Source organism: Halomonas sp. LMYGS-3, assembly GCF_059509875.1.
Genome location: NZ_JCAKFQ010000012.1, coordinates 11,536 through 34,823 on the forward strand (window position 1 = coordinate 11,536; position 23,288 = coordinate 34,823).

Genomic DNA, 23,288 nt, shown 5'->3' on the forward strand with positions numbered 1-23,288 from the left:
ATAGAGATCTCAGAAGCGAGAGTTCTGAAAGTTCTATATTAGTTTCTTTTTGTAAGCATACTGAAAACTTCGTCGATAGCAATGGGTCTGCCGAGATGAAAGCCCTGTGCATAGGAGATGCCGTACGACTGCAGAATCGGTAACAGGGCCTCCTGGTCGACGAATTCGGCAATGGCCTGCTTGCCGAAACCGCTGGCGATATCGGCAATCGCCTTGACGATGACCCGGCTGTCGGCACTCACCGCCAGGTTGCGGATGAAACTGCCGTCGATCTTGATGTAGTCCACCGGCAACTGCCCCAGATAGTGGAAGCTGCTGAAGCCCACGCCGAAGTCGTCGAGTGCCGTGCGACATCCGAGGTCGCGCATGGTCTGCAACACCCCGCGGGCGGTGGAAAAGTCGGTGACGGCGGCGGTCTCGGTGACCTCGAGGATCAGATAGTTCGGGTCGGCGCCGCTGGCGGAGAGTTCGTCGGCAAGGAACTGCTTCAAGCCGTCGTCATGGAGGGACTGGCCGGAGAGATTGACCGCCAGGCTGATGCCTCGCTCCTGCAGTTGCCTCAGGGCCTGCAGGCTGTGGCGCAGTACCCAGCGGTCGATCTGGACGATCTGGCCGCTGCGCTCCGCCAGCGGGATGAAGCGCCCGGGCGCGACCAGGTTGCCGTCGGCATCGCGCATCCGCAGCAGCACCTCGTAGTGGCGAACGTCCCGGTCCTCCAGGCGCACGATCGGCTGCACCACCAGATCGAACTCGTCGTCCTGGAGGGCCTTGCGGACTCGTTCGACCCAGTACACCCGTTCCTGCAGCTCGTCCTTGGCATTCTCGAGGGGAGAGAGCAGGTGCCAACGCTGGACACTGTCCTCCTTGGCCTTGTACATGGCCACGTCGGCATTGGCCATCAGGTCGGTGGGATTGTCGCCGAGGGCCGGGAACAGGGCGATGCCGGTGCTGGCAATGACCCGGTGGCGCCTTCCTCCCGTATCGAAGCCGATGGACTCGAGCAGGTGGGTGACTTGCTGGGCGACACGAACCGCTTGCTCGGCATCGGCCTCTTCCAGCAGCAACGCGAACTCGTCCCCTCCCAGGCGGGCAATCACGCCGCGATGCCCGAGCTCCTGGAAGAGCGTATCGGCGACCTTGCGCAGCAACCGGTCGCCCGCCTGGTGGCCGCTCAGTTCGTTGACGTCCTTGAACTGGTCGAGATCCATCAACAGCACGGCACCATTGCTGCCCCGTCTCAGGGCGCTGCCGAGGGCTTCCTGGAAATAGCGCCGGTTATAGAGCTCGGTCAGGGCATCGCGCTCGGCCAGCCAGGTGAGCCGTGCTTCCGCTGCCTTGCGCTCGGTAATATCGAGCCCCACCGAGATGCGCGCCACGGTCTCATCGTTGCCGGTGGGCAGAGGAGCATGATACCAGGCGATGGTGCGATGCCGGCCTGCTGCCGTCAGCAGGGTGCGCTCTTCCTGATGCGGGACGGCAAGACCCGTGGTGCTCGAGGCCGGGATCGAGAAGACATCGTCGAAGTGGCGGCCCAGCAGCTTCTCTTCCTGCATGGCCATCACGGACAGGGCGTAGTCGTTGACCAGGGTGAGCCGGCCATGCTCGTCCTGGGTGACGATGAAGACGCGAGCGGTATCCAGCAGGCTGCCGACGAAATCCCGCTCGCGGGCCAGCTCCTCGACCCGCTCGGCGAGCTGTTCGCCACGGGCGCTGACCTCCTGCTCCAGGGTCTCCAGCTGGCTGGAGAGCGCGAGGGTAGTCCCTTCCAGCACATCGATCTCGTCGGTGAGTCGGCGCCTGGGCTGCGGAATGGCGGCGCGTGCCTCGGCGAAGCCGCCATGGGCGAGTACCGGCAGGACGCCGGTGAGGCGACGCAGGCGCGCCATGGGGCTCAGCAGGATGGCCAGCAGCAGCAATTCGGCGGCCAGCCAGCCGCTCAGGCCGACGAGCATCAGCGTGCGGGTATCCTGGTTGATGGCGCGAATCTGGGGAGTGATGTCCGATGCCATCAGGAAGTAACCCGTACTGCGGCGGTCGCTATCCTCCTCCATACGCACCGCACTCAGCTCGATATCACGCCCCCGGTGTCGGAACTGCAGCGGCGTCTGCAGCAGTCCCCGGATCGACACCTGTTGCGAGGCGCTTCTCAGCAGGGCGAGATTTTCCTCCTGCCGGGTGAGAGCCACCAGATGGCCGTTCCAACCTTCGAGATGGCGCTCGGTGTTCAACCTGTCGTCCGACAGGGCGCCGGTAACCAACAGGGCGACGTCACTGCCGGAGACCTGCTGGGCCTGGCGTGTCACATCGGCCAGCGAGCGTGACAGGATCACCGTACCGACGCTCTGGCCCTCGACCAGCACCGGCACCGCGGCATACTGTCGGCAATCGGTGGAGCAGCGCAGGGCAGTCAGCGGCATTTCGGTGTCCATGACCCGGCGGACCCAGGTCTGGACCGGGCGTGCATTGTGTGCCTGGCCCTCTCCCCAGGTGGCCAGGGGGTCTCCCCGCACATCGAAGACGAGAATCTCGTCGATGCCCGCCTCGAGCTGCAGGGTCGGCCACTGGGAACTGAGGGAATCGAGGATGGTCTCCTGATTGCCGATTTCCAGGGCGGGGCCGAGGCGTGGGGAGGCGGCAACCAGGGAAGCCAGTTGCTGAAGGGCGCCTTCGGAGCGCTGCAGGGCGAGCCGGATCTCGCGCATCTGGCGTTCGTTGTGCTGCTCCCGGCTTTCCTGGAACTGTCGGGTCAGGTTGGCATGGCCGAGCCACGAGAACAGTACCACCAGGCCCAGCAGCAGCAGGCTGCTGAGCGCAATGACGCGCCAGGTCAGGCTCAGGCGAAGGTGCGTTCCAGGGGCTTTCGTGGCATTCATTCCAGCAAGGTTCCCGGTCCGAAGGAAGGTGAAGCCGCGAGCTCGAGTCGTCAGAAACGTAGCGAAAGCTGGAACAGCAGCATGTTCCAGCGGCGACTGGTTTCGCTTGAATCGGTGTTGTCCTGAATGGGCAGCCAGCCGGTACCATCGACATGATGATATTCGGCTGCCAGCAGTACCCGGGGACTGACATTCCACTGCAGCCCCAGGGTGATGTCCTCGGCATACTGGGAGTGAGCGGGGCCGGCGCCGCTGGCTTCAAAGGCACGGCCTGAGCGGTCATCACGGTTATTGGTCAGGCTGTCGTAGCGCACCAGCCACTGCCAGTCGTCATGGAAGCGACGGGTATACTGGACATACCAGCTCTCTCCCGTGACATCGAAGTTGAACCTGGGGTCGTCGAAGTGCTTCAGGCCCGAGTTTCTCAGCGCAAATTCGCCGGTGAGGCTCCAGAGCTCCTCATTGTATTGCAGTGACAGGATCCAGGGGCGGAAATAGAAATCTCCGTCACTGAGATTCGGAGTGCTGGAGTCAAAGTGAGCATTGGCGCTGGCGGTGGTGAGCGCGGCGACGAAACGACCACCGTCATGTTCGTAACGGACTTGGGCTATCGCGGATGTCTTGGGTTCAAGCTCGCCAGGAACCGCATCCAGGCGAAGGGTTTGTCGCAGGTCATCACCCGTCTGGATGTCACCAACGCCGATGTGTGCCCGAATGTTTCCCGACTGTAGGCGTTCTTCCATATAGGCGGATACGCCATCTGCAGCGAGCCCAAGCGATCTTGTCCTGTCGAAGTAGATCGACTGAGGCAGCAGGATACTAGGGCGGGTGAAGGCCACGTCCCGGGTCTGGTTGTAGAAGCCGAAGGGGTTCTTGAAGCGGCCGACCTGAACGCCGAGCGTGCGCTGCTGGTCGGAGAGCATCTGGTAGTCGACGATGCCATAATCCAGTACGGGCTCGGCATCGCTGCCGTCACCCCCGGCACGCCGACTCAGCACCTGGGCGGCGATCAGCACATCCTGATGGGGGCGTATCGAGGCGTTGGCACCGATCTCGGTGTACTTGAGACTACCGCCGCCACTGCTGCTGGGGCCGAAGAAGTCATTGCGGTCGGTGATCACCAGGGCCTGGCTGAGGAAGCCATGCATCTGCAGGGTGTCGAGGACGGGGGATTCGGCCCGGGCCTGGGTGCTGGCGCCCAGCAGCAGCCCCGTCAGCAGCGTGGCGGCACAGGCCTCAGTCCATCGAAATGACTTGGACACGATCATCCAGGTACTCCCTTTCCAGATAGCCCAGGGCGCCGGGGGTGCTGGCAATGCGCTCGCGCATCTCGGCCTGGGTGGTAACGCGGTTGGGCGCCTGGCCGGTGCCCGAGAAGACCATGCGATCCCACGCCAACTGTAGCTGGTGGGGATAGACGGCGAGGCGCTCCTTGGCGAAGCGGGCATGTACAGGATGGTCGTTGGGCAGCACGAAGACCCGCACGGCCTGGCCATCGGGCCAGGTGCGCTGGCGCATGGCGAAGATGGCCCGGGTGGTATCGCGAGTCAGCTGCCGGGTATCGACCTCGGCATGGGCAACGAGCAGCACGGGAGCCTCCTCGGCCGAAGCCGTGGAGAGACCTGCCAGCATCAGCAGGGCCAACAGCAGGCTCTGCGTCAGCCTTGCCATGGGCCGGTCTCGTTGTCTACCGAGACAGGTGAGGCCGCCGCTGCAGCAGAGCGGTTCAGGACGAGCAGCTGCATCGCGTGAAGCGTTCCCTTTGTCTGATGAACGTCAGGATCATGCACGGTGCAGTGATGACCCGCACTCCAAGCGTGGATGAGTCGATGACGCTTTCTCCCTGCGATCCGTTTACCGGCTTGTCGCCTCGCTCTTGTGGGCTGCCGGAGGAGACCGCCAAGTAGATCAGGAGCCTATCCCGGATCCGGCTGTGCCTTTTCGAGCCACCTTAACCCGATACGCTACATCACGGGAAGGCAATGTAGGGTTTTTTGCTTCAACGCCGGCTGTGAGGGAAGCCCCGGCGGCTGGGCGCCGCCGGGTGAGAGGTCAGCCATGGAGGGCGAAACTGCTGGCATTCAGCCATAGGTGGGTGGCCACGCTGGCGGCGTAGCCGAGTAGGATCACCGGGGCCCAGCGAAGGTGGCCCATGAAGGTGTAGTTGCCGCGGGCCTGGCCCATCAGTGCCACGCCGGCGGCCGAGCCGATCGACAGCAGACTGCCCCCGACTCCGGCGGTCAACGTGATCAGCAGCCAGTGGCCGTGGGACATCTCCGGTTGCATGGTGAGCACGGCGAACATCACCGGAATGTTATCGACCACCGCCGAGATCACCCCCAGGGCGATATTGGCCCAGGTCGCATTCCAGCCGGTGTAGAGGGCCTCGGAGAGCAGGCCCAGGTAGCCCATGAAACCGAGGCCACCGACGCACATCACCACACCATAGAAGAACAGCAGGGTATCCCACTCAGCGCGTGCCACGCGGTTGAACACATCGAAGGGCACCACGCTGCCGAGCTGCTCGAGCTTCTTCTGGTCGCCGCGCTGGCTGTAGCGGGTGCGCTTGCGTTCCAGGGAGCGGGGCAGGCTGCGACGCAGGAAGTAGCCGAAGAACTGCAGGTAGCCCAGGCCGGTCATCATGCCCAGCACCGGCGGCAGGTGCAGCAGGGTGTGGCAGGCCACGGCGGTGGCCACGGTGAGCAGGAACAGGGCGATGATGCGACGGGCGCCGCGCTTGAGCCAGACGTCATCCTGGACCGAGTCGGGTTTGCGGTTCTTGATGAAGGCGCTCATCACCACGGCCGGGATCAGGAAGTTGACCAGCGAGGGGATCAGCAGCACGAAGAACTCGTTGAAGGCGATCATGCCGGCCTGCCACACCATCAGGGTGGTGATGTCGCCGAAGGGGCTGAAGGCACCGCCGGCATTGGCTGCCACCACGATGTTGACGCAGGCCAGGTTGATGAAGCGCTTGTCGCCCTCGGCTACCTTGGTCACCACGGCACACATCAAGAGGGCGGTGGTCAGGTTGTCGGCGATCGGCGAGATGAAGAAGGCCAGTATGCCGGTGATCCAGAACAGCTGGCGGTAGCTGAAGCCCTTGCGGACCATCCACGAACGCAGGGCGTCGAACACCCGGCGCTCATCCATGGCGTTGATGTAGGTCATCGCCACCAACAGGAAGAGCATCAGTTCGGTGAATTCCAGCAGGGTCTCGCGGAAGGCATGTTCTGCCTCATCGGGCATGCCGGCGCTGACATAGACCCAGCCGATCAGGCCCCAGATGAGACCGGCCGCCACCAGCACCGGTTTGGATTTGCGCATGTGGAGCTTTTCCTCACCCATGACCAGGGCATAGGCGAGGATGAAGATGGCGACGGCAAGGAAACCGACCATCGAGCTCGTCATGTCCAGTTCGCCAGTGACCGCGTGGGCGGCGGGACTGAACAGGGCCAGAACAGCGAGCACGAGAGTGCCCGACCACCAGGCGGGGCGCCGGGGCCGTTGGAATGAACTACAGGGTGTCAGCATGGCTGAAGTGTCCTGAGAGAAGAGGAGGGGAGGGGTCAGAAAGTCGCGCGGATTCTATCACATCGTGGTGCGATGCAACATGAACGAAAGTCGGTAATCTTCCGGTAGGTCATGCCGTTATTGCATACTCCGAGCCCGGGCCGAGAACGGTCAGGGGACGTCTGCCGGCCAGGTCTCGAGCGCGTCATGCCACGCTCGTGGTGAGTCTTCGGGCGAGTCCCCATCGCCTCGTTGCCGGTTCTCCTCGTACCAGCGCCGGGGGGCCGGCAGGCGCAGTCGGGTCTCGCCGTTCTCCAGGGCGAGGCCCAGGCCCAGGGCGCCCAGTCGTGCATAGAGGGCGCCCGTCAGGGTCTCGCCCCGCATCACCAGGTCGGCCAGCAGGGTCAGGTTGCCGCCTGCCAGTCGCACATCACGCAGTTGCAGGCTGTCATCGTCCAGCCGGATCCGGGCGTGTCCCCGGATGCCCGAAACGGTCAGCAGGCGGTCGAGCCAGCCGCGCTCCCGGGCCCCGGCGATGAACAACCTCGCCAGCAGGCCGCTGTCGCGCATGGCCAGATTCAATCGGGAGTCCAGGGCCAGGGGGCGGGACCAGGTGAGGTGGCCTTCCTCGAGGTCGAGCCGGGCCCACCAGCCGGTATCCCTGCGCCTGTCGGTGCCTTCCCGGGAAATGTTGTCCAGCCGCAGCTGCGAGCCCGAGACATCGAAGCGCCGCTCGGCCAGGTCACCGTCTCGCAGTCGTGCCTCCAGCCGTAAGTCGCCGGCAAGCCGCTGGTCGGCCAGGCGCAGTGCCGCGCCGAAGGCCTGCAGGGTCAGGTCGCCGCGGGCATGCATGCCGTCCAGGAGGAGCTCCGCTTCCAGGCTGGCCCGGCCCGAGAGCAGCTCGAGGCCGGCGGCTTCGGGAAGATAGGCGTTGTAGAGGCCGAGGTCCGCGACGTCGGCGATGGGCAGGCGGATGCGGGTGCTGAATGCCTCGGCAGAGGGTTTCCCGGTATGCGGCCGGAAGTCCGGCGTGGTGGTCTCCAGGGTGAAGTGGCGACCCTCCAGATGCGCCTGGTCCTCGCCCTGACGTGTCAGGGTGAAGCGGGGAAGCCCCAGCGTCAGGCGAGCCCCCGGGGTTGCCGTCTCACCCTCGATCCTGGCGTCCAGGGTGCCCCGGCCGTCGGCGACATAGTCGAGAAAGCGGACTCGCAGACCATCGGCATCGACGCCTAGCCGGCTGCCCGGCAACAGCGCCTCTCCCTGGAGTCGCAGGTCGGCCTCGAGGCGGCCATTGCCCCGGATTTCCAGGCCATGGGCCTCGGGCAGGAAGGCGTCGAGGAAGCCGAGTCGGTGGATCATCCCCTCGAGCATCAGCCGACCACTGCGTGGACCGCCTGGTCCGGTCGACGGCAGCAGATGGGTGAAGCGAGCCTGGCGAGCGACCAGCACGGTGCGCAGTCGCTGGTCCCGAGCCGCGTTCTCGGCCTCGGCCAGCAGCTCCAGGCGCGAGCCCGACAGGTCGAGCCGGCTGCCGTCGAGGCGAGCCTCGCGCAGGGCCATGTCGAGCGTCAGCTCACCCGTAACGGCCTCGTCGAACAGGGTGCCGGTGATGGTACGCCCGGCCAGCCGCAGCGTTCCGCGGGCGCTTTCGCCCTCGAGCCGCAGGCGACCTCGGGTAGTGGCGCTGCCGCCGTGCAGCGCGAAGGGGGCGGCGGGAGGCAGGTAGCGGCCGAGGACGGCCACGTCGGGCAGGGTGGCATCCCGCCAGGCGATGTCGAGCCAGTCGGCGGTCGGGGGGTCGCCGGCCGACGCGGGACGGCCTTCGGCCTCCAGGGTCAGGCGGGCGCCCTGGAGCAGCCGGGCGTCGTCGGAACGGCGGCGCATGCCGGCCTCCTCCAGGGTGACCCGCAGTCTCGCGTCGGCGCCGACGGGCCACTCGGCCTCGAGACGGCCGCGTCCGCTGGCATGGAAGTCGAGCAGCCGCGCCGCCAGGGCGTCACTCTCCACCTGCAACTGGCTGCCCGGCGCGAGCCGCCCGCGTGCCAGTGTCAACCGGGCGGCCAGGTCGCCGCCCCCCTCCAGGGCGATTTCCCGGCCCTCGAGGGCCGCCGACAGGAAGGGGGCGAGGAACCCCAACTGGTCCACCCGGCCGCTCATGACCAGGCGGCCATCGAGTGGCAGCGGCTCGATGCCCACCGCCAGCGTTGCCAGGGGTGTACTCGCTACCAGTCGGGCCTCGTGCAGGGTGAGGTCGCTGGTCAGAGGGGCGTCGTCTGCGCCGGTCGCGGCGCGTACCCGCAGACGGGTGCCGGACAGGTCGAGCCGTGGCGCGCTCGGGTCGAGCTCGGGCAGGCGCAGTGCCAGGTGCAGTTCGCCGTCGACCCGCTGGCCGAGCAGGCTCAGCGCGACACCGCTGCCGACCAGGTCGAACTCGCCGCGGATCACGCCGTCGCGGTAGTCGAGGCGGCCGTCGAGTCCGGCCCGGCCGCCGTGCAGGGCGAAGGGCACCGTGTCCGGCAGGTAGCGGGAGAAGACGCTCACGTCCGGCACCTCGGCGTCCTCCCAGCGCAGGCTGGCCGTCTCGGGTTCCCGGGGCGGGATCGCCAGGTCGGCACGGGGCAGGGTGGTCGCGAGCTGGAAGTGTCGGCTGGTCAGAAAGGGGGACGGCCTCTCGCCCTGGTGCATGTCGAGGTCATCGAGGACCACGTCGAGACGGGCCGGGGCTCGCCCCCCCTCTTCCCCCACGACTGCCGTGATCCGGCCGGTGCCGGCGAGACGAAAGCGTTCGCCGAGCCGGGATGGCCGTGTCTCGTGGGGCAGGGTCCAGCTCAGGGACGAGGCACCGCCTTCGTCGGCCGGCACCTCGTGGGTCGGGCCGGACGCGAACATGGCCGCCTCGTCCAGTTCCACCACCAGCGCCGGGGAGTCCAGGATCAGCTCGCTGCCTGGCGCCAGGACTCCCTCGTCAAGCGAGAGGCGCCCGCTCAGGCTGCCGTGGCCGGCCAGGGTCAGCCAGTCGAGCTCCCTCAGGTAGGGGTTGAAGAGGCCCCAGGCATCGGCCCTGGCGGACAGGGCGAGGTCGCCGGAGACGAAGCGGGCTGCGGCGGTGCCGGGGTGGTCGCCGGGGACGAAGGGCGCCACATCGAGGGTCGCCTCCAGGTCGATGTCGACGGCCAGCGGCTCGTGGCCACGGCGCAGGGTCGCCGCATCCAGCGCCAGGGTCAGGCGCTCCACCCCGACCCGGCGCGCCTCGAGTGTCAGGCCGGCCAGGCTCAAACGTCCCTCTCCCTCGAGCTCGTGTGCGCCAACCGTCAGGGAGCGCAGGCCGTGGGCCTCGAGCGCGAGGATCTCGAGGCGTCGCGAGAGCAGGGCCGTCAGCGAGAGGTCGAGGGTGGCCGCCTCGACCTCGAGACGCAGCGGCAAGTCGTCGTCCTCGCGCTCCAGCCGCAGCGACTCGACACGCAGCCGCCCGGGCCACCAGCCGCGACTGCCGGTCCAGCTCACCGAGAGACCGGGCTGTGGCGTCAGGCGCGCCTGCATCCAGGCGGTGTCGAGCAGCCAGTTGACCCCGGCCAGGTAGCCGACGACGAGAACCAGCGGTGGGATCGCCAGCCACCACCAGCGGGGGCTCCGGCGGAGCCTGCCGTGCGGGGCATCCGGCTTCTCTCCATGCATGGGTGCCGCTCCTGAGGTTGTCCCGTATCATGGTAACGTTCGGTGACGGCTTCGTTGCCGAGGGTTTTATGGCATCATCTGCCCTCCGGCAGTGGCCGGTAGAAGATGGATCGCCAACGACGCAGGGCAGGCACAGCAGCATGTTTCTCGATGAATTCCATACGCTCACGGGGGAGCGGGTACGCATCTCCGCGGAGCAGGCCAGCCGATTCGCCAAGCGGATCGCCGGCGATTACAACCCCATTCACAACCCGGATGCTCGCCGTTTCTGCGTCCCCGGTGACCTGCTGTTCGCCCTGGTGCTGGCCCGCTTCGGCCTCTCCCAGCACATGAGCTTCCGGTTCCTGAACATGGTGGGCGATGGCACGCCATTGTGCTTCCTGGAACTCGACGACGGCCGGATCCGCGTGGGCGACGAGGACGGCAAGTCGTACCTCGAGGTGGAGCGCAGCGGCGAGACGACCCGCGACGAAACGGTGGTCGAGGCCTTCACCCGCTGCTATGTGGCCTTCTCGGGCAAGAACTTTCCCCACTATCTCAAGCCGCTGATGGAGGAGAAAGGGGTGATGTTCAACCCGCGTCGTCCGCTGGTGATCTACGACAGCATGGGCTTCTCGCTGGAGCGGCTGGATGGCCTGGCGCCCGGGCTGGAGCTGACCCGCTCGTCGCTCGAGGTCGCCGGCAAGCGTGGCGATGTCCTGCTGGAATTCCGCATCGCGGCCGGCGGCGAGTGGATCGGTACCGGTTCCAAGAAGCTGGTGGTCAGCGGCCTGTGCGACTACGACGCCGCCGCCATGGACGATATCGTTGCCGAGTTCTATCGTCTCAAGGCGGCCTACGAAACCAGCGCTTGAGGGGATGCGACAGTCGCCGACGATGGCGTCGGCAAGCAGGTGATGCATGGCCAAGACCCCCGGCGGGGGTGAGGGAGCCGGCGCAGGCGCCCCCCTTCCCGACATCGAGATCGCCCGTCGGGCTCGGCTCGAGCCGATCCTGCCGCTGGCCGAGGCGCGTCTCGGTCTTGCTCCGGGGCAACTGGTTCCCTTTGGCCACCACCGCGCCAAGCTATCCCTGTCGCTGCTCGAGGAGTTGAAGACCCGGCCCCGCGGCCGGCTGCTGCTGGTCTCGGCGATCACTCCCACGCCCGTCGGCGAAGGCAAGACCACCGCCTGCGTGGGCCTGGTGGATGCCTTCAACCGGCTGGGCGTGCCGGCGCTGGCCTGCCTGCGCGAACCCTCCCAGGGGCCGGTGTTCGGCATGAAGGGCGGGGCCACCGGTGGCGGTCATGCCCAGGTGGTGCCGATGGAAGCCATCAACCTGCACTTCAACGGCGATTTCCATGCGGTGACTGCGGCCCATGACCTGTTGGCCGCGCTGATCGACAATCACCTGCACTGGGGCAATGCGCTGGGCATCGACCCCGAGCGGGTGGTGTGGCGGCGTGTGCTCGATCTCAACGACCGTTCGCTGCGACGGGTCACGACCGGCCTGGGCAACGCTCTCGAGCACGAGACGGGGTTCGACATCACCGCCGCCTCCGAGGTCATGGCGATCCTCTGCCTGGCGGAGGATCTGGGCGATCTGCAGCGGCGGCTCGGGCGCATCGTGGTGGCCTGGCGCGCCGACGATACCCCGGTCACCGTGGCGGAGCTGCAGGCCGCCGGCGCCATGGCGGTGCTGCTGCGTGACGCCCTGGCCCCCAACCTGGTGCAGACCCTGGAGCACAACCCGGTGCTGATCCATGGCGGGCCCTTTGCCAATCTCGCCCACGGTTGCAGTTCCCTGATGGCTACACGCGCGGCCCTGGCGCTGGGCGAGGTGGTGGTGACCGAGGCCGGCTTCGGCGCCGACCAGGGACTGGAGAAGTTCATCGACATCAAGTCGCGGCAGTCTAGGGTCTATCCCGACGCGGTGGTGATCGTCTGTACCCTGCGCGCACTGCGCTTCCATGGCGGTGCGAGTCGTGAGGCCATGCACACGCCCGATCGCGAGGCACTCACGCGGGGACTCGGCAACCTGATGCGCCAGGTCGAGGTGGCACGGGCCTTCGGCCTCGAGCCGGTGGTGGCCCTCAATGCCTTGGCCTCGGACAGCGCCGACGAGCGAGACCGGGTGGCGGCCTGCTGCAGCGACCTGGGAGTGAGCATGACGGTGTGTGACCACTGGGCCCGCGGTGGCGAGGGGGCGCAGGCATTGGCCTGCCTGGTGCGCGAGCGGCTGGAGGCGGAGTCGCCGTCGGCCGGAGTGGTGCCTCTCTATCCCGATGACACCCCCCTCGAGCAGGCCCTGCGCGTCATCGCGACCCGGCTCTATGGCGCCCGGGACATCGAGCTTTCGCCGCGGGCACAGGCACAGCTCGAGCACCTGACCCGCCAGGGTTTCGGCACCTTGCCGGTGTGCATCGCCCGTACCCAGTTCAGTTTCTCGGACGATCCGGCCGACGGCGGCCTGGTGCAGGGCCATCTGCTGCGGGTGCATGAACTGAGGCCGTCGGCGGGAGCCGGCTTCGTGGTCGCCATCTGCGGTGGAGTCATGACGCTGCCCGGCCTGCCGAAGGAACCCGCGGCGCTGGCGATGGGGCTCGATGCCGCGGGCAATGTGGTCGGGCTCTCCTGAGCGGCGCCGTGAATCGGAGCACGGGGCCGGCCGTGTCAGACCACCACGGTCACTGGGCAGGGGGCGAGGTCGATCACCCGGTGGCTGACGCTGCCCAGCAGCGACTCCCGCCACTTGCCGAGTCCCCGCCTCCCCATGACGATCATCGGCATGCCGTCGGCGTGATGCCGGGCCCGGGCGACGATCGATTCGGGAATGCGCTCGGCATGGCTCAAGTGCTCGTCGATGCCGGCCGGCACCTCGCCCACGGCCTCTCTCGCCAGTCGGAAGACCCGTCGGGCCTGGCTCTCTTCGCCGTCCTCGATGTCCGACGGCCCGCCTCCCGGCTGGCAGAAGATCAGCTCGACCGGCACGTCGGCGCTGCGCGCCAGGTCGCCGGCCAGGGCGGCCGCCTTGTGGCAGGGGGCGGCCCCGTCCACCGGCACCAGCACCTGGCCGATGCGCGAGGCCTCGAGCAGGCTGGCATCGGCATGCACGATGGTCACCGGGCAACGGGCCCTGTGCACCACCTCGTTGCTGACGCTACCCTGCATGAACTTGCCCATGTCGCTCAGGTGTCGGGCACCCAGTACCAGCAGGCAGCCGGCATGCTGGCTGGCATGCTTGACGATGGCGCGCTCGGGGTGACGGATGAAGGTCGCATCCTCGAGCGTCACCTCGGTGGGACTGAGCGCCAGATCGGGGTCGATGGCCTCGCGTGCCAGGGCGAAGGCGGAGGAGGCCTGCTCGCGACGCAGCGCCCGGTCACGGTCGGTGTCGACCTGACGATTGGCGGGAATGTCGCTGAGCTCGGCTGGATTGAGCGGCATCACATGCAGGAATTGCAAGGGGGCATCCAGCAGCCGGGCCAGCAGGCTGGCATGGCGTGCCGCCGCCGCCGCAGTCGGCGAGCCATCCACGGGCACGATTACCTGCGAGACGTACTCACTCATCGACATTCTCCCTGTTGTCTGAATCGGTCGCTCGAAAGCGCGATAGTGGACGTCGGTCCCTACCGATAGATTAGCGCAGCCTGTACTGCGGCGTCTCCTCGACCCCATCGACGGCGTATGGGGTTACAGCCATCACCGGCTTGGCTTATGGTCGTGACAGGCCCTCAATGGACGGAGACCCCATGATACGCACCCTGCTCGCGACCGCCGATGGTCGGCTCCTCTCGGGCGACGAGGTCCTGATCGAACACTGGCACCAGGAAGCCGGTGGCCGGCTGTGGATCGACGTGCAGGGCGAGTCCCGCGAGACGGAACGACAGCTGCTGGAGCGGTTCGCCTGTCACCCGCTGGCCATCGACGATGCCCATCGCGACCGCCATCCGCCCAAGATCGAGGAGTTCGAGAACCACACCCTGATCATCTACCGCGGTATTTCCTCCTTCGACGACCGGCTCAACTACACGCCCCAGCAGATGGCCTTCTTCCTCGGCGAGGACTACCTGATCAGCCTGCACCCGAGCACCGCCGACAGCATCGAACGGCTCTTCACCCACGAGGCCGGGCCCTTGCTGACAGAGTCGCCCGAGCATGTGGCGCTGCGGATCATGTACTACTCCGCCGGCTTCTATCTCGACAGCCTGCTGGAGTTCGAGAACGAGATCAGCGACCTGGAGGACGAACTGCAGCTGGCCGGCAACGATACCCTGATGCGCCGGATCGTCGCCTACAAGTCGCGCCTGGTGAAGATGCGCCGGCTGTTCAGCTACCACAAGGGCATCGCCCAGGAGCTGATTGCCTACGACTACCGCCACCTGCCCCGTGAAAACCCGGCGACGCTGCACGCCATCAATGATGTCTTCGAGCGCTTCGAACGGCTCCACAGCCTGACCCAGATGTACTACGACATCTGCGGCGACCTGGTGGACGGCTATCTCTCTATCTCGACGCACCAGCTCAACACCACCATGCGCGTTCTCACGGTGATCATGGCCATCTTCGTGCCATTGACCTTCCTGGCCGGCGTCTACGGGATGAATTTCGAGTACATGCCGGAGCTTGCCCATCGCTACGCCTACTTCGTGGTGCTGGCCGTGATGCTGGGCATCGGTCTCGGGTTGCTCTGGGGGTTCCGGCGCAAGCAGTGGCTGTAGCCATGGCCGAGACGGAATGCGAGAGCGAGGCGAGTTGACGCAGGGAGGTTGGCCTGAACGCCGCGAGCCCTTAGGCTCGGGGCTCTGTCCCCTTGCCAGGCCCGATCATGCACCCCCAACGAGAACTCCTGCACAACGAGCTGCATGCCCGCCCGTCGATCTACTTCGTGGAGCCGGCCCATCTCTACCACTACGCCTTTCTCGATACCGACGGTGTCTGTGACGGCATCGTCGAGCGGCTCCACGAGCTGGCCGGGACGCAGCTGACGCCGGGCGCCGTCCAGGACATCCTGACCCTCGGCGATGGCCAGGTGCTGAAATGGGAGCGGCATACCGAGTTCTTCACCCTGACGCTGATGGTACCCAAGGCGCCAGACAGCGAAGCCTGGCCGGGGCCGCCGGGGTGGCTGGCCGCCATCGTCGCGGCGCACCCGGCGGCGCTGATCAATGCCACCCTGATCCTGGCCGAATCGGCAGCCGGCTGGAGCGGGGACACCGCGGCCTACGGCTTCCGTGATCCTGCCGGATCGCGCGTCGGCGGTGGCGACGCCACCGTCTGGAGCGACTTCAGGCTCGACGCGAACGGCGTCAATCGCCTGTTGATCGTCAATCGCGGGCTCAACGACTTCCGCCTGGGGCGCATGACACGGCGGCTGCTGGAGATCGAGACCTACCGCATGATGGCCTCGCTGGCGCTGCCGCTGGCCAAGGAGCTCGGTGCCGAGCTGCGGGAGTACGAGACGAAGCTCGGTGAGCTTTCCGACCACAATGCCGAACGGCAGGAGGCGAGCCCCCGCCCCCTGCTGGCGGCCATCGCTCTGCTCTCGGCGCATCTCGAGCGCAGCGGTGCCCGCACCCGGCAACGCTTCAGCGCCACCGAGGCCTATGCGCGTATCGTCTATGCGCGCATCGAAGAGCTGCGCGAGACACGGGAAGGCGACTGCCAGCGCCTGGGCATCTTCCTGATGCGACGCTTCCTGCCCACGGTGCGTTACTGTGCGGCGGTGAACCGGCGTCAGGAGAGCCTGGCCCGGAGCGTGGCCCGGCTCAACGACCTGCTGCGGACCCGCGCCCAGGTCGAGATCGAGGAGCAGAACTCGGAGATGCTGCAGAGCCTCAACGAGCGCTCCAGCAGCCAGCTGAAGATCCAGAAGGCGGTCGAGGGGCTGTCGATCATCGTCATCAGCTACTACATCTTCAGCCTGTTCAAGCTCTCCCTCGAAGGGCTCGATGCGCTCGGCTTGCCGATCGAGCCGCGCCTCGCCGCCACCGTGCTGGGGCCGCTGGGCGTCCTGATCGTCGGCCTGCTGGCCTGGCGGATCTGGCGGGTCAAGCGCCACTGAGCGAGGGGGGGCGCCTCATGCCGTACCACGCGTCACCCTGACCTGCAGGGCGATGAGCCCCCCAGGGGAGGATATCGGCCAATAGGGGGAGGATTCGGGGAACGGCGTTACTCTCCGGCGTCGAGCCGCGCGAGCAGGTCCCCGACGGCGCGTTCGAGCTGGCGGTCGCGGTCCGCTACCTCGTCTTCGGGGCGCTGCTCTACCATCAGGTCCGGCATCGCGCCATTGTGCTCCATGTCGGTGCCGTCGGGCAGGTACCAGCCGCGGAACGGCCGCCGTACCGTGGCACCGTCGATCAGGGTCTCGCTGTTGGTGGAGATCACCCCGCCGTAGGTCTGCTCGCCGACCAGGGTGCCGCGCTCGAGGGTGGAGAAGGCGTGCGCCAGGATCTCGGCGTTGGAGTAGCTCTTCTCGTTGGCCAGCATGTTGATCGGCAGGGTATAGCGCGGCGCGTCGAGCCGGCCCTGCGGGTAGTGGCCGGTAGCGTCCGGATCGGCGCCGGACGGAACGGTGTAGGCGTGCTCGTCGGCCATGATCGAGGTCAGGATGCGGTCCGTGGTGTGCCCCCCGCCGTTGTTGCGCACGTCGATGATCAGGCCCTCCTTGCCGATGGTGGCGGCGTAGAGGTCGGCCTGGAAGCCTTCCAGCGAGGTCTGGTTCATCGCCTGGATATGCAGGTAACCGAGCCGGCCGTCGGAGAGTGCCTCGACCCGGCGCCGGCGCTCCTCGCGGAAGGCATCGTACTTGAGGTGGGCCAGCTCGCCGAGGCTCACCGGGGTGAGCAGGGTCCGGTATTCGGCGTGGCCGTCGCGCGGGCGTTCGAAGGTGACGATCACCTCCTGGTCGACGCTGCCGCGCAGCCGGTATAGCAGGCTGTCGTCCTCCGCGAAGGGCTGCAGGTCGATCTCGGTGATGACGTCGCCGGGCGCGAGCGGCATGGGGCCGCGATCCGCCGGCCCTTCGGGGATCACCTGGGTGATGCGGTAACCGGCCCTGCCGCCGACGGGGTGGACGAGGCGTTCGTGTTCGATGCCGAGCCTCCCCGAGGGCTCGCGCAAGGCCGATTCCGGACCGGGATTGGTCACCCCCGTGTGCGAGGCCGCCAGCTCGCCCATCAGGCGGTTGGCGATGTCGCTGAACTCACTGGGCGTGCGGGCCCGGGCGATCAGTGCCTCGTAGTCCTCCACCACTGCCGGCCAGTCGAGTCCCTTCATGTCCGGCCGGTAGAAGTGCTCGCCGATCACCCGGGCCGCCTCGTGGAACTTCTGCAGCGCTTGCCGGCGCAGGTCGATGCGGATGCGGTCGGCGATATCCGGGTGCCGGTGCGCCCCGCCGGCCAGGCTGGCCACGCCGACCCGGCCGCCGGAAATGTAGATGACCTGCTCGCCGGTCAGGCTCAGGTGCTGCACGTCGGCGATGATGCCCAGGCGCTTGCGCTCGCTGCCGTCCCAGTTCATGACCATCAGCCCCTCGCTGCCGGCATTGAACACATAGCGGTCGCCGCCCGGCGTCATCTCGTTGGCCAGCTGGTGGGCGGGCGAGGCGGTGACGCGCTCGACGCGGCGCCAGGCGGTCTCCAGGTCGAGGCCCGGTGCGTCGTCCGCCGACGCGGCGGCCTCCTCCGGCGTCACCGGCAAGGGCGTACGCTGCGAGGCCGCCGTCCGGGCATCGCGGTAGTAGGCCGTCAGCTCGCGCGGCGTGTAGGTCTCGAGGGCGCGGTCCAGATAGACGCGATACAGGTCGTAGCTGTCTCCGGTACGGTTGGAGACGAAGCTCAGCTTGCGCCCGTCGGCCGACCAGCGGGGATTGAGGTCGTTGCGCGGATGCCGGGTGATGTTGACGGGGTCCCGGGAGCCGTCGGCGGGGACGATGAAGATGTTGGCACTGTAGTCGAGGTCGTTCTGTGCATAGGCGAGGTAGCGGCCGTCGGGCGACCAGCGCCAGTGGAGCTGGCTGTCCCAGCCCTCCACCAGCGTCCGTTCATCGCCGCTCGCCAGGTCCATCACCACCAGGTCGCCACGCCCACGGCGGAAGGCAATGGAGCGGCCGTCGGGCGATGGCGACACCTGACGATCGTTGTGCCCGCTCTCGACCAGCGGCCTTACCTCGAAGCGCACCGCATCGTGCCAGCGGGTCGGGTCGCGCTCGGGCGGCACGTCCCCCTCCGGCGCCGGGTCGAGGTCGGTCTCCGGAATGCTCTCCGGCTGGGCGGGCTGTTCCTGGGTGGGTGCCGGCAGGTCGATCGGGGCGCTCGGCTCCAGCAGGGGGAGGGGGGCGAGCAGCAGCCCCGGGTCCTGTGGGGCGAACGGGTCCTCCGGTTCCTCTTCCGGCAGGGCGACCTCCGGTTCGCCGTTCCCGTCGGGTTCCTCCTGGGTGGGGGGGAGCGGTTCGTCGGCCGCCGGTTCGGCCGGTGTCCCGGGCTCCCGGTCCGCCTGCTCGCCCTCGACGGGCGTCGATCGGTCGTGGGTGCGGCGGATGTCGTCGCGCGTCAGGGTCACGCGCGCCTCGCGGATCGACTCGGTGCCATCGGCGTCGTTGATGAAATAGAGCCGCACGCCGTCCGGCGACCAGGCGAGGTCCCGGTGCCGGGCGTGGGTGCCGGGGGTCACCGCCTGGGTCGGGCTGTGTTCGTCCAGGTGGCGGACATAGACCCGCCCGTAGGCGATGTAGGCCATCGTCTTGCCGTCGGGGCTGAGCGCCGCCTCGCTGACGTCTCGGTTGATGCGCCGCAGCTCCTGGGCGTCGCGGCCGTCCCCGGGGGCACGCAGTGTCACCGGCTCGGGCGTGGCACCCGGGTCGTCGAGGTCCAGGGAGAACAGGGTGTCCCACACCTGCAGGACCGCGGTGCTGCCGTCGCGGGAGACGTCGAAGTGTTGCAGGTCGCGCTCGTCGAAGTCGGTGAGGCGCTCGAAGGCACGGGGCTCGGCATCGAGGTCGGCCCGGTAGAGATTGACCGTCGCGTCCTCGCGGTCGGACATGAAGAGCAGCGTGCCGTCATCGACCCAGCGCGCGTGACCGTCGTCGCCGTCGCGTTCGGTGAGCGGTTCGAAACGCTGCGCCTCGCGATCGTGGAGCCAGACGTCCATGGCATCGGGGCCGCGATAGTGGCGGCGGTTCCAGCCATGGTAGGTCCCGCCCCGGGTGAAGACGAGGCGCCGGCCGTCGGGCGAGAGCTGCGGGTCGGAGCCGAAGGCGTCATGCAGCCGGCGGTGTTCGCCGCCCTGCGGCGAGACCGCATAGGGCCGATGGTCACGATGGACATCGGCCTCGAGTCGGCCGGAAAAGGTGATCACCGGTTCGCCGTCCGCGTCGGCGGCATAGGCCGGGTGATACAGGTGCTGGTCGGCATGGGTGATCTGGCTCAGGCGGCTGCCGTCGCGGTGGATGCGCCACAGGTTCATGTAGCCGTCGCGCATCGAGGCGAACACGATCCATTGGCCGTCCGGGCTCCAGCTCGAGTAGAGGTCGTCGAGCGGGTGCCGGGTCAAGCGCGTCGCCCGGCCGCCGTCGATCGATGCCCGCCACAGGTCGCCGGCCCAGCTGAAGACGAGCTCCGAGCCATCCGGGCTGAGGGAGGGGAAACGCGGCAGCCCGACCTCGGTCGCGGCACTCGCCGGTGTGCCCGCCAGCAGCCCTGCCGTGAGCATCAGGAGCGCAAGCTTCCCCCCGGCCGCACCGAGGGGCGTTCGCGTGTCGCGCGGTACATCCATGCGTCGAGCCTTGACGTCAACACCACCAGCCCCCTCAAGGTAGCAGCCCGCCGGTGACCCTTCGAGGCGCCGGCAGACACGGCGATCACGCTCCTCGCTCTCGAGCCGCCGTTTCGTGGCCGTCTCGTCTCAATCGCTCCAGCCGGGCGTAGAGGTGCTCGGTGAAGAAGCCGTGCATCAGGAAGCGCTGGCTCAGGTTCCACGGCCCGACCAGGTAGTGCGGGTATTTGTTGTAGGCCAGCTCGGGGAGCGTCGGGTCGCCGATCAGCTGGCCGATGCGGATGGCGATGGAGTGGTCGAGGTTGAAGCCGTTGATGGCGTCGCGATACTCCTCGCGGGTCAGCAGCAGGCAGAACAGGCACATGAAGAGCGCATGGGCGCTCTCGAAGTCGAGCACCTGGGTGCGTCGGCGCGGCACCGCGAACTCGGCCATGTCGAGGGGCCGCCAGTGCGCCCAGCACCGCTCGTCGGGTCTCAGGGGCGCCTGGGGTGGGCGCCAGGGGCCGAGGTCGCGGAAGGCGCGGAACAGCGCCTGGTCGTGTTCGACGAAGCTCGCCTCGAGCATCTCGGGCAGGCGCCGAGGATAGAGGGTCACCGGGGCGACCCCGTCGGCGCCGCCGTTGTCCACCAGGAAGTTGAGCACATTGGACTCGGTGGCGAAGTGGCGCAGGATCAGCAGGTTGGCCTCGGGGCGCACGAAGCGGGCGCAGAAGGCACAGATCAGCCGCTGCAGCAGGCCGTGGGCGCGGAACTGGGGCAGCGGCAGCCGCTTCACGAACCAGATCAGGTGCAGCAGCACCGCCAGCAGGGCCTGCAGCGGCGGGCGCAGCCACCAGCGGGTGGGGTTCTCCAGGTCGGCGAGCCACAGGCGCACCGCCGCCGGGTCGAGGGGCAGGGAGCCGTCGACCGCCAGGGCCTGGAGAAAGGGGCTGCGTCTCTCGTGCCGGGGATCAGCCATGCTCCACCTCCTCCAGCTGCAGGGCGTAGAGCCGTGCCACCACCCGGGCGGTGCGGGCGATCGCCTGGCGCTCCGTGTCGCTCGTGCAGACCCGGTCGATCAGCGCATAGAGCGTCTCCAGGTGGGCGTCGTCGTGCTCGCCGTGGTAGCGCATGAAGCGGGTGTAGCGCCCGTCGCCGCCGGTGGCCGCGTCGATGCGTTGCGCCCAGTCGCCGGCCATCTTCTCGCCCAGCCCCTCGATGATCCACATGGCGCCGATCAGGTCCACGGGGTTGGGCTGGCCGGCACGGTGCATCATGAAACCGTGCAGCGCCTCGCTGCCGACGTTGCGTCGGCCTTCGCGGATGGTGGTGAGCTCGCCGCCGGCGGCCACATAGTCCGCCTCCAGCATCTCGTAGTCGCGGTGCTCCTCCCGGGCGTGGCCGATCACCAGCGAGCGCACGTCGGCGAAGTCGCGGTCGAAGCTCGAGGCGCCGCGGCTGATCCAGCGGGCCCCTTCGATCACCTGCTGGCGCAGGTGCAGCAGCAGGCGGCGGTAGTCCGCCAGGGTGAAGCGGCCCTGGGCCAGGCGACGGAGCAGCGGCACGCGCCCCAGCTGGCGCTCGAAGTCGAACCAGATGCGCATCAGCTCCTGCAGGCAGGCCTGGCCGAGCGGGGTGGTGATCCGGGGATTGAGCGGGCTGTTCATTCTGATTCCTCCACGACGGTGAGCTGCATGTACAGGGTGTTGAAGCGGCCGCTCTCGGGGACCACGCAGAGCAGCCGGTCGCCCGCCCGGCAGGGGCGGGTGCGGCGGAATTCGTCGAGCATGATGAACAGCGAGGCGCAGCCGGTATTCCCGCGCTCGTAGAGGTTGGTGTACCACCTCTCCTCGGGAATGGCCGCGCCGGCCTGGGTCAGCAGGTCGTAGATCTTGCCGCGGAAGTGGTGGGACGAGTAGTGGCAGAGCAGGTGGTCGATGCGCGCCACCTCGAGCCAGCCCTGGTCGACGAGGCGCAGCAGGCCGTCGACGCCCAGCTTGACGATGTTGTCCAGCAGGCGCACGTCCTGGCGCATCAGCAGGGCGCCGGCGGCCTCTGCCTCGGCGTAGGTCGGGTAGTCCTGCCAGCTCTTCGTCTCGCCGCCGGCCCGGCCGACGCTCATGCACACCGGGTAGGCGTCGGCATGGGAGAAGCCGCGGATCCAGTCGATGCGGAAGCTGCGACCGCGGGGCCGGCGCTCCAGCAGCAGGGCGCCGGCGCCGTCGGAGAGCATCCAGCGCAGGAACTCGGCGTCGAAGTCGAGCCCGCCGCCGGCGGCCTCGTAGCGGCTCGCCTTGAACAGCCGCGAGGCCAGCTCGCTGGCGATCACCAGGGCGCTGCCGTGCTCGTCGGCCTTCAGCGCGGTGAAGGCCGCCTTGAGCGCCATCAGGCTGCTCGAGCAGATGCCGTGGCTGGTGTGCAGCTCCACGTCGGCCAGGCCCAGCTCGGCCTGGACCATGCTGCCGAAGCCGGGCAGCACCAGGTCGCCCTGGCTGGTGGCCACGCTCAGCATGTCGATCCGCGACGGTGCCAGGTAGCCCTGGGCCAGGCAGTCGCGGCCGGCCAGGGCGGCCATCTCGCCGTTGCTGACGGTGGTGCGGTGTTCGGCATCGATGGCGTAGTGGCGGGTGCGGATACCGTTGGCGGCGAGGATCCGCTTCTTCAGCCGGCTCGGCTTGCCGTGGACCCGGCCGAGCACGGCCTCGATGCGCTCGTTGTCCACGGGCTCCCCGGGCAGGTGGTGGCCGGTGCTGGTGATATAGACGCTCATGATCGCTGACTCCGTGATTGCAGGGCCTGACGCAGGCAGCGCAGGTTCTCCTCGAGGTAGGGAAAGACGCACAGCACCGTCATGAAGGTCAGGTAGAGGGGCAGGTAGCGCTCGCCGCCGTGGGGCTCGGCCAGGCGCTCCAGGCGCAGCTGGCCGGCCCAGTCCAGGCGCACCAGGTCGAGCGTCACCGGCCAGTTGATCACCAGGATCATCGCCAGCATGTAGAGGGGCAGGCTGGCCAGGTAGCTGTGGGCATGCATCTCCCAGAGGCTGATGCGTCGCCGCGGTGCCGTGTAGTGGACGTCCCAGTGGGCCACCAGCTCGTGCAGTACCCAGGCCAGCAGGCAGATCAGCAGCACCAGCACGTTGATGCGAAACAGCAGGCAGAGCAGGATGGGGATGCCCACCTGGAGGCCCATCAGGGTGTGCATCAGCGACTCCTTGAGGCCCGAGGTGGTCTCGATACGGGTGGCGCGGTGGCAGCACCAGTCGGCGAAGCCGGCGATGCCCCACAGCGGGAGGAAGACATAGAGCAGCGCCTGGATCAGCAGCGTCTGGGTCTCCATGGAAGTCTCCTGCGTCGTCGTTGGCTAGTTTTCGAACGATGTTTGAAAACACTGTTCGGAAATGAGTCTAGCCAGCCGCCGCGGCATTGCAAAGGAAAATGTTTCATACGTTCGTTTTATTTCATGAGCGGCGTTGCTGAAGGGATTGCAGCGCGGCGGA

Annotated in this window: 15 protein-coding genes; 4 read left to right on the plus strand and 11 right to left on the minus strand. The window is 67.7% G+C overall.

Going from position 1 to position 23,288, the window contains the following annotated elements:
• Positions 1-38 precede the first annotated feature (38 nt).
• From AC5W54_RS12740 to AC5W54_RS12760, 5 genes are all read right to left on the minus strand, one after another.
• Entirely contained in the window at positions 39-2,873 is a 2,835-nt protein-coding gene (locus tag AC5W54_RS12740; protein WP_495962471.1) for a bifunctional diguanylate cyclase/phosphodiesterase, read from the minus strand.
• A 50-nt stretch (positions 2,874-2,923) separates the two neighbouring features.
• Entirely contained in the window at positions 2,924-4,141 is a 1,218-nt protein-coding gene (locus AC5W54_RS12745; protein WP_495962472.1) for a hypothetical protein, read from the minus strand.
• A complete protein-coding gene (locus tag AC5W54_RS12750; RefSeq protein WP_495962473.1) occupies positions 4,110-4,544 on the minus strand; it encodes a hypothetical protein in 435 nt (144 codons plus the stop codon). Before AC5W54_RS12750 ends, AC5W54_RS12745 begins: the two co-directional genes overlap by 32 nt.
• A 381-nt stretch (positions 4,545-4,925) precedes the next feature.
• A complete protein-coding gene (gene nhaD / locus AC5W54_RS12755) occupies positions 4,926-6,407 on the minus strand; it encodes a sodium:proton antiporter NhaD (protein ID WP_495962474.1) in 1,482 nt (493 codons plus the stop codon).
• 150 nt (positions 6,408-6,557) lie between these two features.
• On the minus strand, positions 6,558-10,061 hold the full coding sequence (locus AC5W54_RS12760; RefSeq protein ID WP_495962475.1) for a translocation/assembly module TamB domain-containing protein: 3,504 nt from the start codon (positions 10,059-10,061) through the stop codon (positions 6,558-6,560).
• A 140-nt stretch (positions 10,062-10,201) separates the two neighbouring features.
• Here AC5W54_RS12760 and AC5W54_RS12765 point away from each other — a divergent pair, with 140 nt between their 5' ends.
• Together AC5W54_RS12765 and AC5W54_RS12770 are read left to right on the plus strand one after the other, a co-directional pair.
• Positions 10,202-10,915 (plus strand): DUF3581 domain-containing protein, encoded by a 714-nt coding sequence (locus tag AC5W54_RS12765; protein WP_495962476.1) that lies wholly within the window; start codon positions 10,202-10,204, stop codon positions 10,913-10,915.
• 46 nt (positions 10,916-10,961) lie between these two features.
• The gene (locus tag AC5W54_RS12770) at positions 10,962-12,677 is read left to right on the plus strand and encodes a formate--tetrahydrofolate ligase (RefSeq protein WP_495962477.1); all 1,716 of its coding nucleotides are present in this window, start codon (positions 10,962-10,964) and stop codon (positions 12,675-12,677) included.
• A gap of 35 nt (positions 12,678-12,712) precedes the next feature.
• Here AC5W54_RS12770 and AC5W54_RS12775 read toward each other — a convergent pair whose 3' ends face one another.
• Positions 12,713-13,609 (minus strand): universal stress protein, encoded by an 897-nt coding sequence (locus AC5W54_RS12775; RefSeq protein ID WP_495962478.1) that lies wholly within the window; start codon positions 13,607-13,609, stop codon positions 12,713-12,715.
• A 182-nt stretch (positions 13,610-13,791) separates the two neighbouring features.
• Here AC5W54_RS12775 and AC5W54_RS12780 point away from each other — a divergent pair, with 182 nt between their 5' ends.
• Both AC5W54_RS12780 and AC5W54_RS12785 read left to right on the plus strand, forming a co-directional pair.
• On the plus strand, positions 13,792-14,760 hold the full coding sequence (locus AC5W54_RS12780; protein WP_495962479.1) for a magnesium transporter CorA family protein: 969 nt from the start codon (positions 13,792-13,794) through the stop codon (positions 14,758-14,760).
• A 107-nt stretch (positions 14,761-14,867) separates the two neighbouring features.
• A complete protein-coding gene (locus AC5W54_RS12785; protein WP_495962480.1) occupies positions 14,868-16,103 on the plus strand; it encodes a DUF3422 domain-containing protein in 1,236 nt (411 codons plus the stop codon).
• Positions 16,104-16,210: 107 nt separating this feature from the next.
• Here the strand turns inward: AC5W54_RS12785 and AC5W54_RS12790 are convergent, their stop codons facing one another.
• The 5 genes from AC5W54_RS12790 to AC5W54_RS12810 form a co-directional block, all read right to left on the minus strand.
• Complete coding sequence (locus tag AC5W54_RS12790; protein ID WP_495962481.1) at positions 16,211-19,750, minus strand: S41 family peptidase; 3,540 nt, start codon at positions 19,748-19,750, stop codon at positions 16,211-16,213.
• A 148-nt stretch (positions 19,751-19,898) separates the two neighbouring features.
• A complete protein-coding gene (locus tag AC5W54_RS12795; RefSeq protein WP_495962482.1) occupies positions 19,899-20,771 on the minus strand; it encodes a DUF6999 family protein in 873 nt (290 codons plus the stop codon).
• Complete coding sequence (locus tag AC5W54_RS12800; RefSeq protein ID WP_495962483.1) at positions 20,764-21,459, minus strand: hypothetical protein; 696 nt, start codon at positions 21,457-21,459, stop codon at positions 20,764-20,766. Before AC5W54_RS12800 ends, AC5W54_RS12795 begins: the two co-directional genes overlap by 8 nt.
• Complete coding sequence (locus tag AC5W54_RS12805; RefSeq protein ID WP_495962484.1) at positions 21,456-22,562, minus strand: beta-ketoacyl-ACP synthase III; 1,107 nt, start codon at positions 22,560-22,562, stop codon at positions 21,456-21,458. The genes AC5W54_RS12800 and AC5W54_RS12805 overlap by 4 nt, the downstream gene beginning before the upstream one ends.
• Entirely contained in the window at positions 22,559-23,128 is a 570-nt protein-coding gene (locus AC5W54_RS12810) for a diguanylate cyclase (protein ID WP_495962485.1), read from the minus strand. The genes AC5W54_RS12805 and AC5W54_RS12810 overlap by 4 nt, the downstream gene beginning before the upstream one ends.
• Between the last annotated feature and the right edge of the window lie 160 nt (positions 23,129-23,288).

What these genes read in the sequence shown, in the direction of transcription:
- AC5W54_RS12740 (WP_495962471.1), bottom strand. Translation starts at nt 2,873, where the DNA reads ATGAATGCCACGAAAGCCCCTGGAACGCACCTTCGCCTGAGCCTGACC.
- AC5W54_RS12745 (WP_495962472.1), bottom strand. Translation starts at nt 4,141, where the DNA reads ATGATCGTGTCCAAGTCATTTCGATGGACTGAGGCCTGTGCCGCCACG.
- AC5W54_RS12750 (WP_495962473.1), bottom strand. Translation starts at nt 4,544, where the DNA reads ATGGCAAGGCTGACGCAGAGCCTGCTGTTGGCCCTGCTGATGCTGGCA.
- nhaD (WP_495962474.1), bottom strand. Translation starts at nt 6,407, where the DNA reads ATGCTGACACCCTGTAGTTCATTCCAACGGCCCCGGCGCCCCGCCTGG.
- AC5W54_RS12760 (WP_495962475.1), bottom strand. Translation starts at nt 10,061, where the DNA reads ATGCATGGAGAGAAGCCGGATGCCCCGCACGGCAGGCTCCGCCGGAGC.
- AC5W54_RS12765 (WP_495962476.1), top strand. Translation starts at nt 10,202, where the DNA reads ATGTTTCTCGATGAATTCCATACGCTCACGGGGGAGCGGGTACGCATC.
- AC5W54_RS12770 (WP_495962477.1), top strand. Translation starts at nt 10,962, where the DNA reads ATGGCCAAGACCCCCGGCGGGGGTGAGGGAGCCGGCGCAGGCGCCCCC.
- AC5W54_RS12775 (WP_495962478.1), bottom strand. Translation starts at nt 13,609, where the DNA reads ATGAGTGAGTACGTCTCGCAGGTAATCGTGCCCGTGGATGGCTCGCCG.
- AC5W54_RS12780 (WP_495962479.1), top strand. Translation starts at nt 13,792, where the DNA reads ATGATACGCACCCTGCTCGCGACCGCCGATGGTCGGCTCCTCTCGGGC.
- AC5W54_RS12785 (WP_495962480.1), top strand. Translation starts at nt 14,868, where the DNA reads ATGCACCCCCAACGAGAACTCCTGCACAACGAGCTGCATGCCCGCCCG.
- AC5W54_RS12790 (WP_495962481.1), bottom strand. Translation starts at nt 19,750, where the DNA reads ATGCTCACGGCAGGGCTGCTGGCGGGCACACCGGCGAGTGCCGCGACC.
- AC5W54_RS12795 (WP_495962482.1), bottom strand. Translation starts at nt 20,771, where the DNA reads ATGGCTGATCCCCGGCACGAGAGACGCAGCCCCTTTCTCCAGGCCCTG.
- AC5W54_RS12800 (WP_495962483.1), bottom strand. Translation starts at nt 21,459, where the DNA reads ATGAACAGCCCGCTCAATCCCCGGATCACCACCCCGCTCGGCCAGGCC.
- AC5W54_RS12805 (WP_495962484.1), bottom strand. Translation starts at nt 22,562, where the DNA reads ATGAGCGTCTATATCACCAGCACCGGCCACCACCTGCCCGGGGAGCCC.
- AC5W54_RS12810 (WP_495962485.1), bottom strand. Translation starts at nt 23,128, where the DNA reads ATGGAGACCCAGACGCTGCTGATCCAGGCGCTGCTCTATGTCTTCCTC.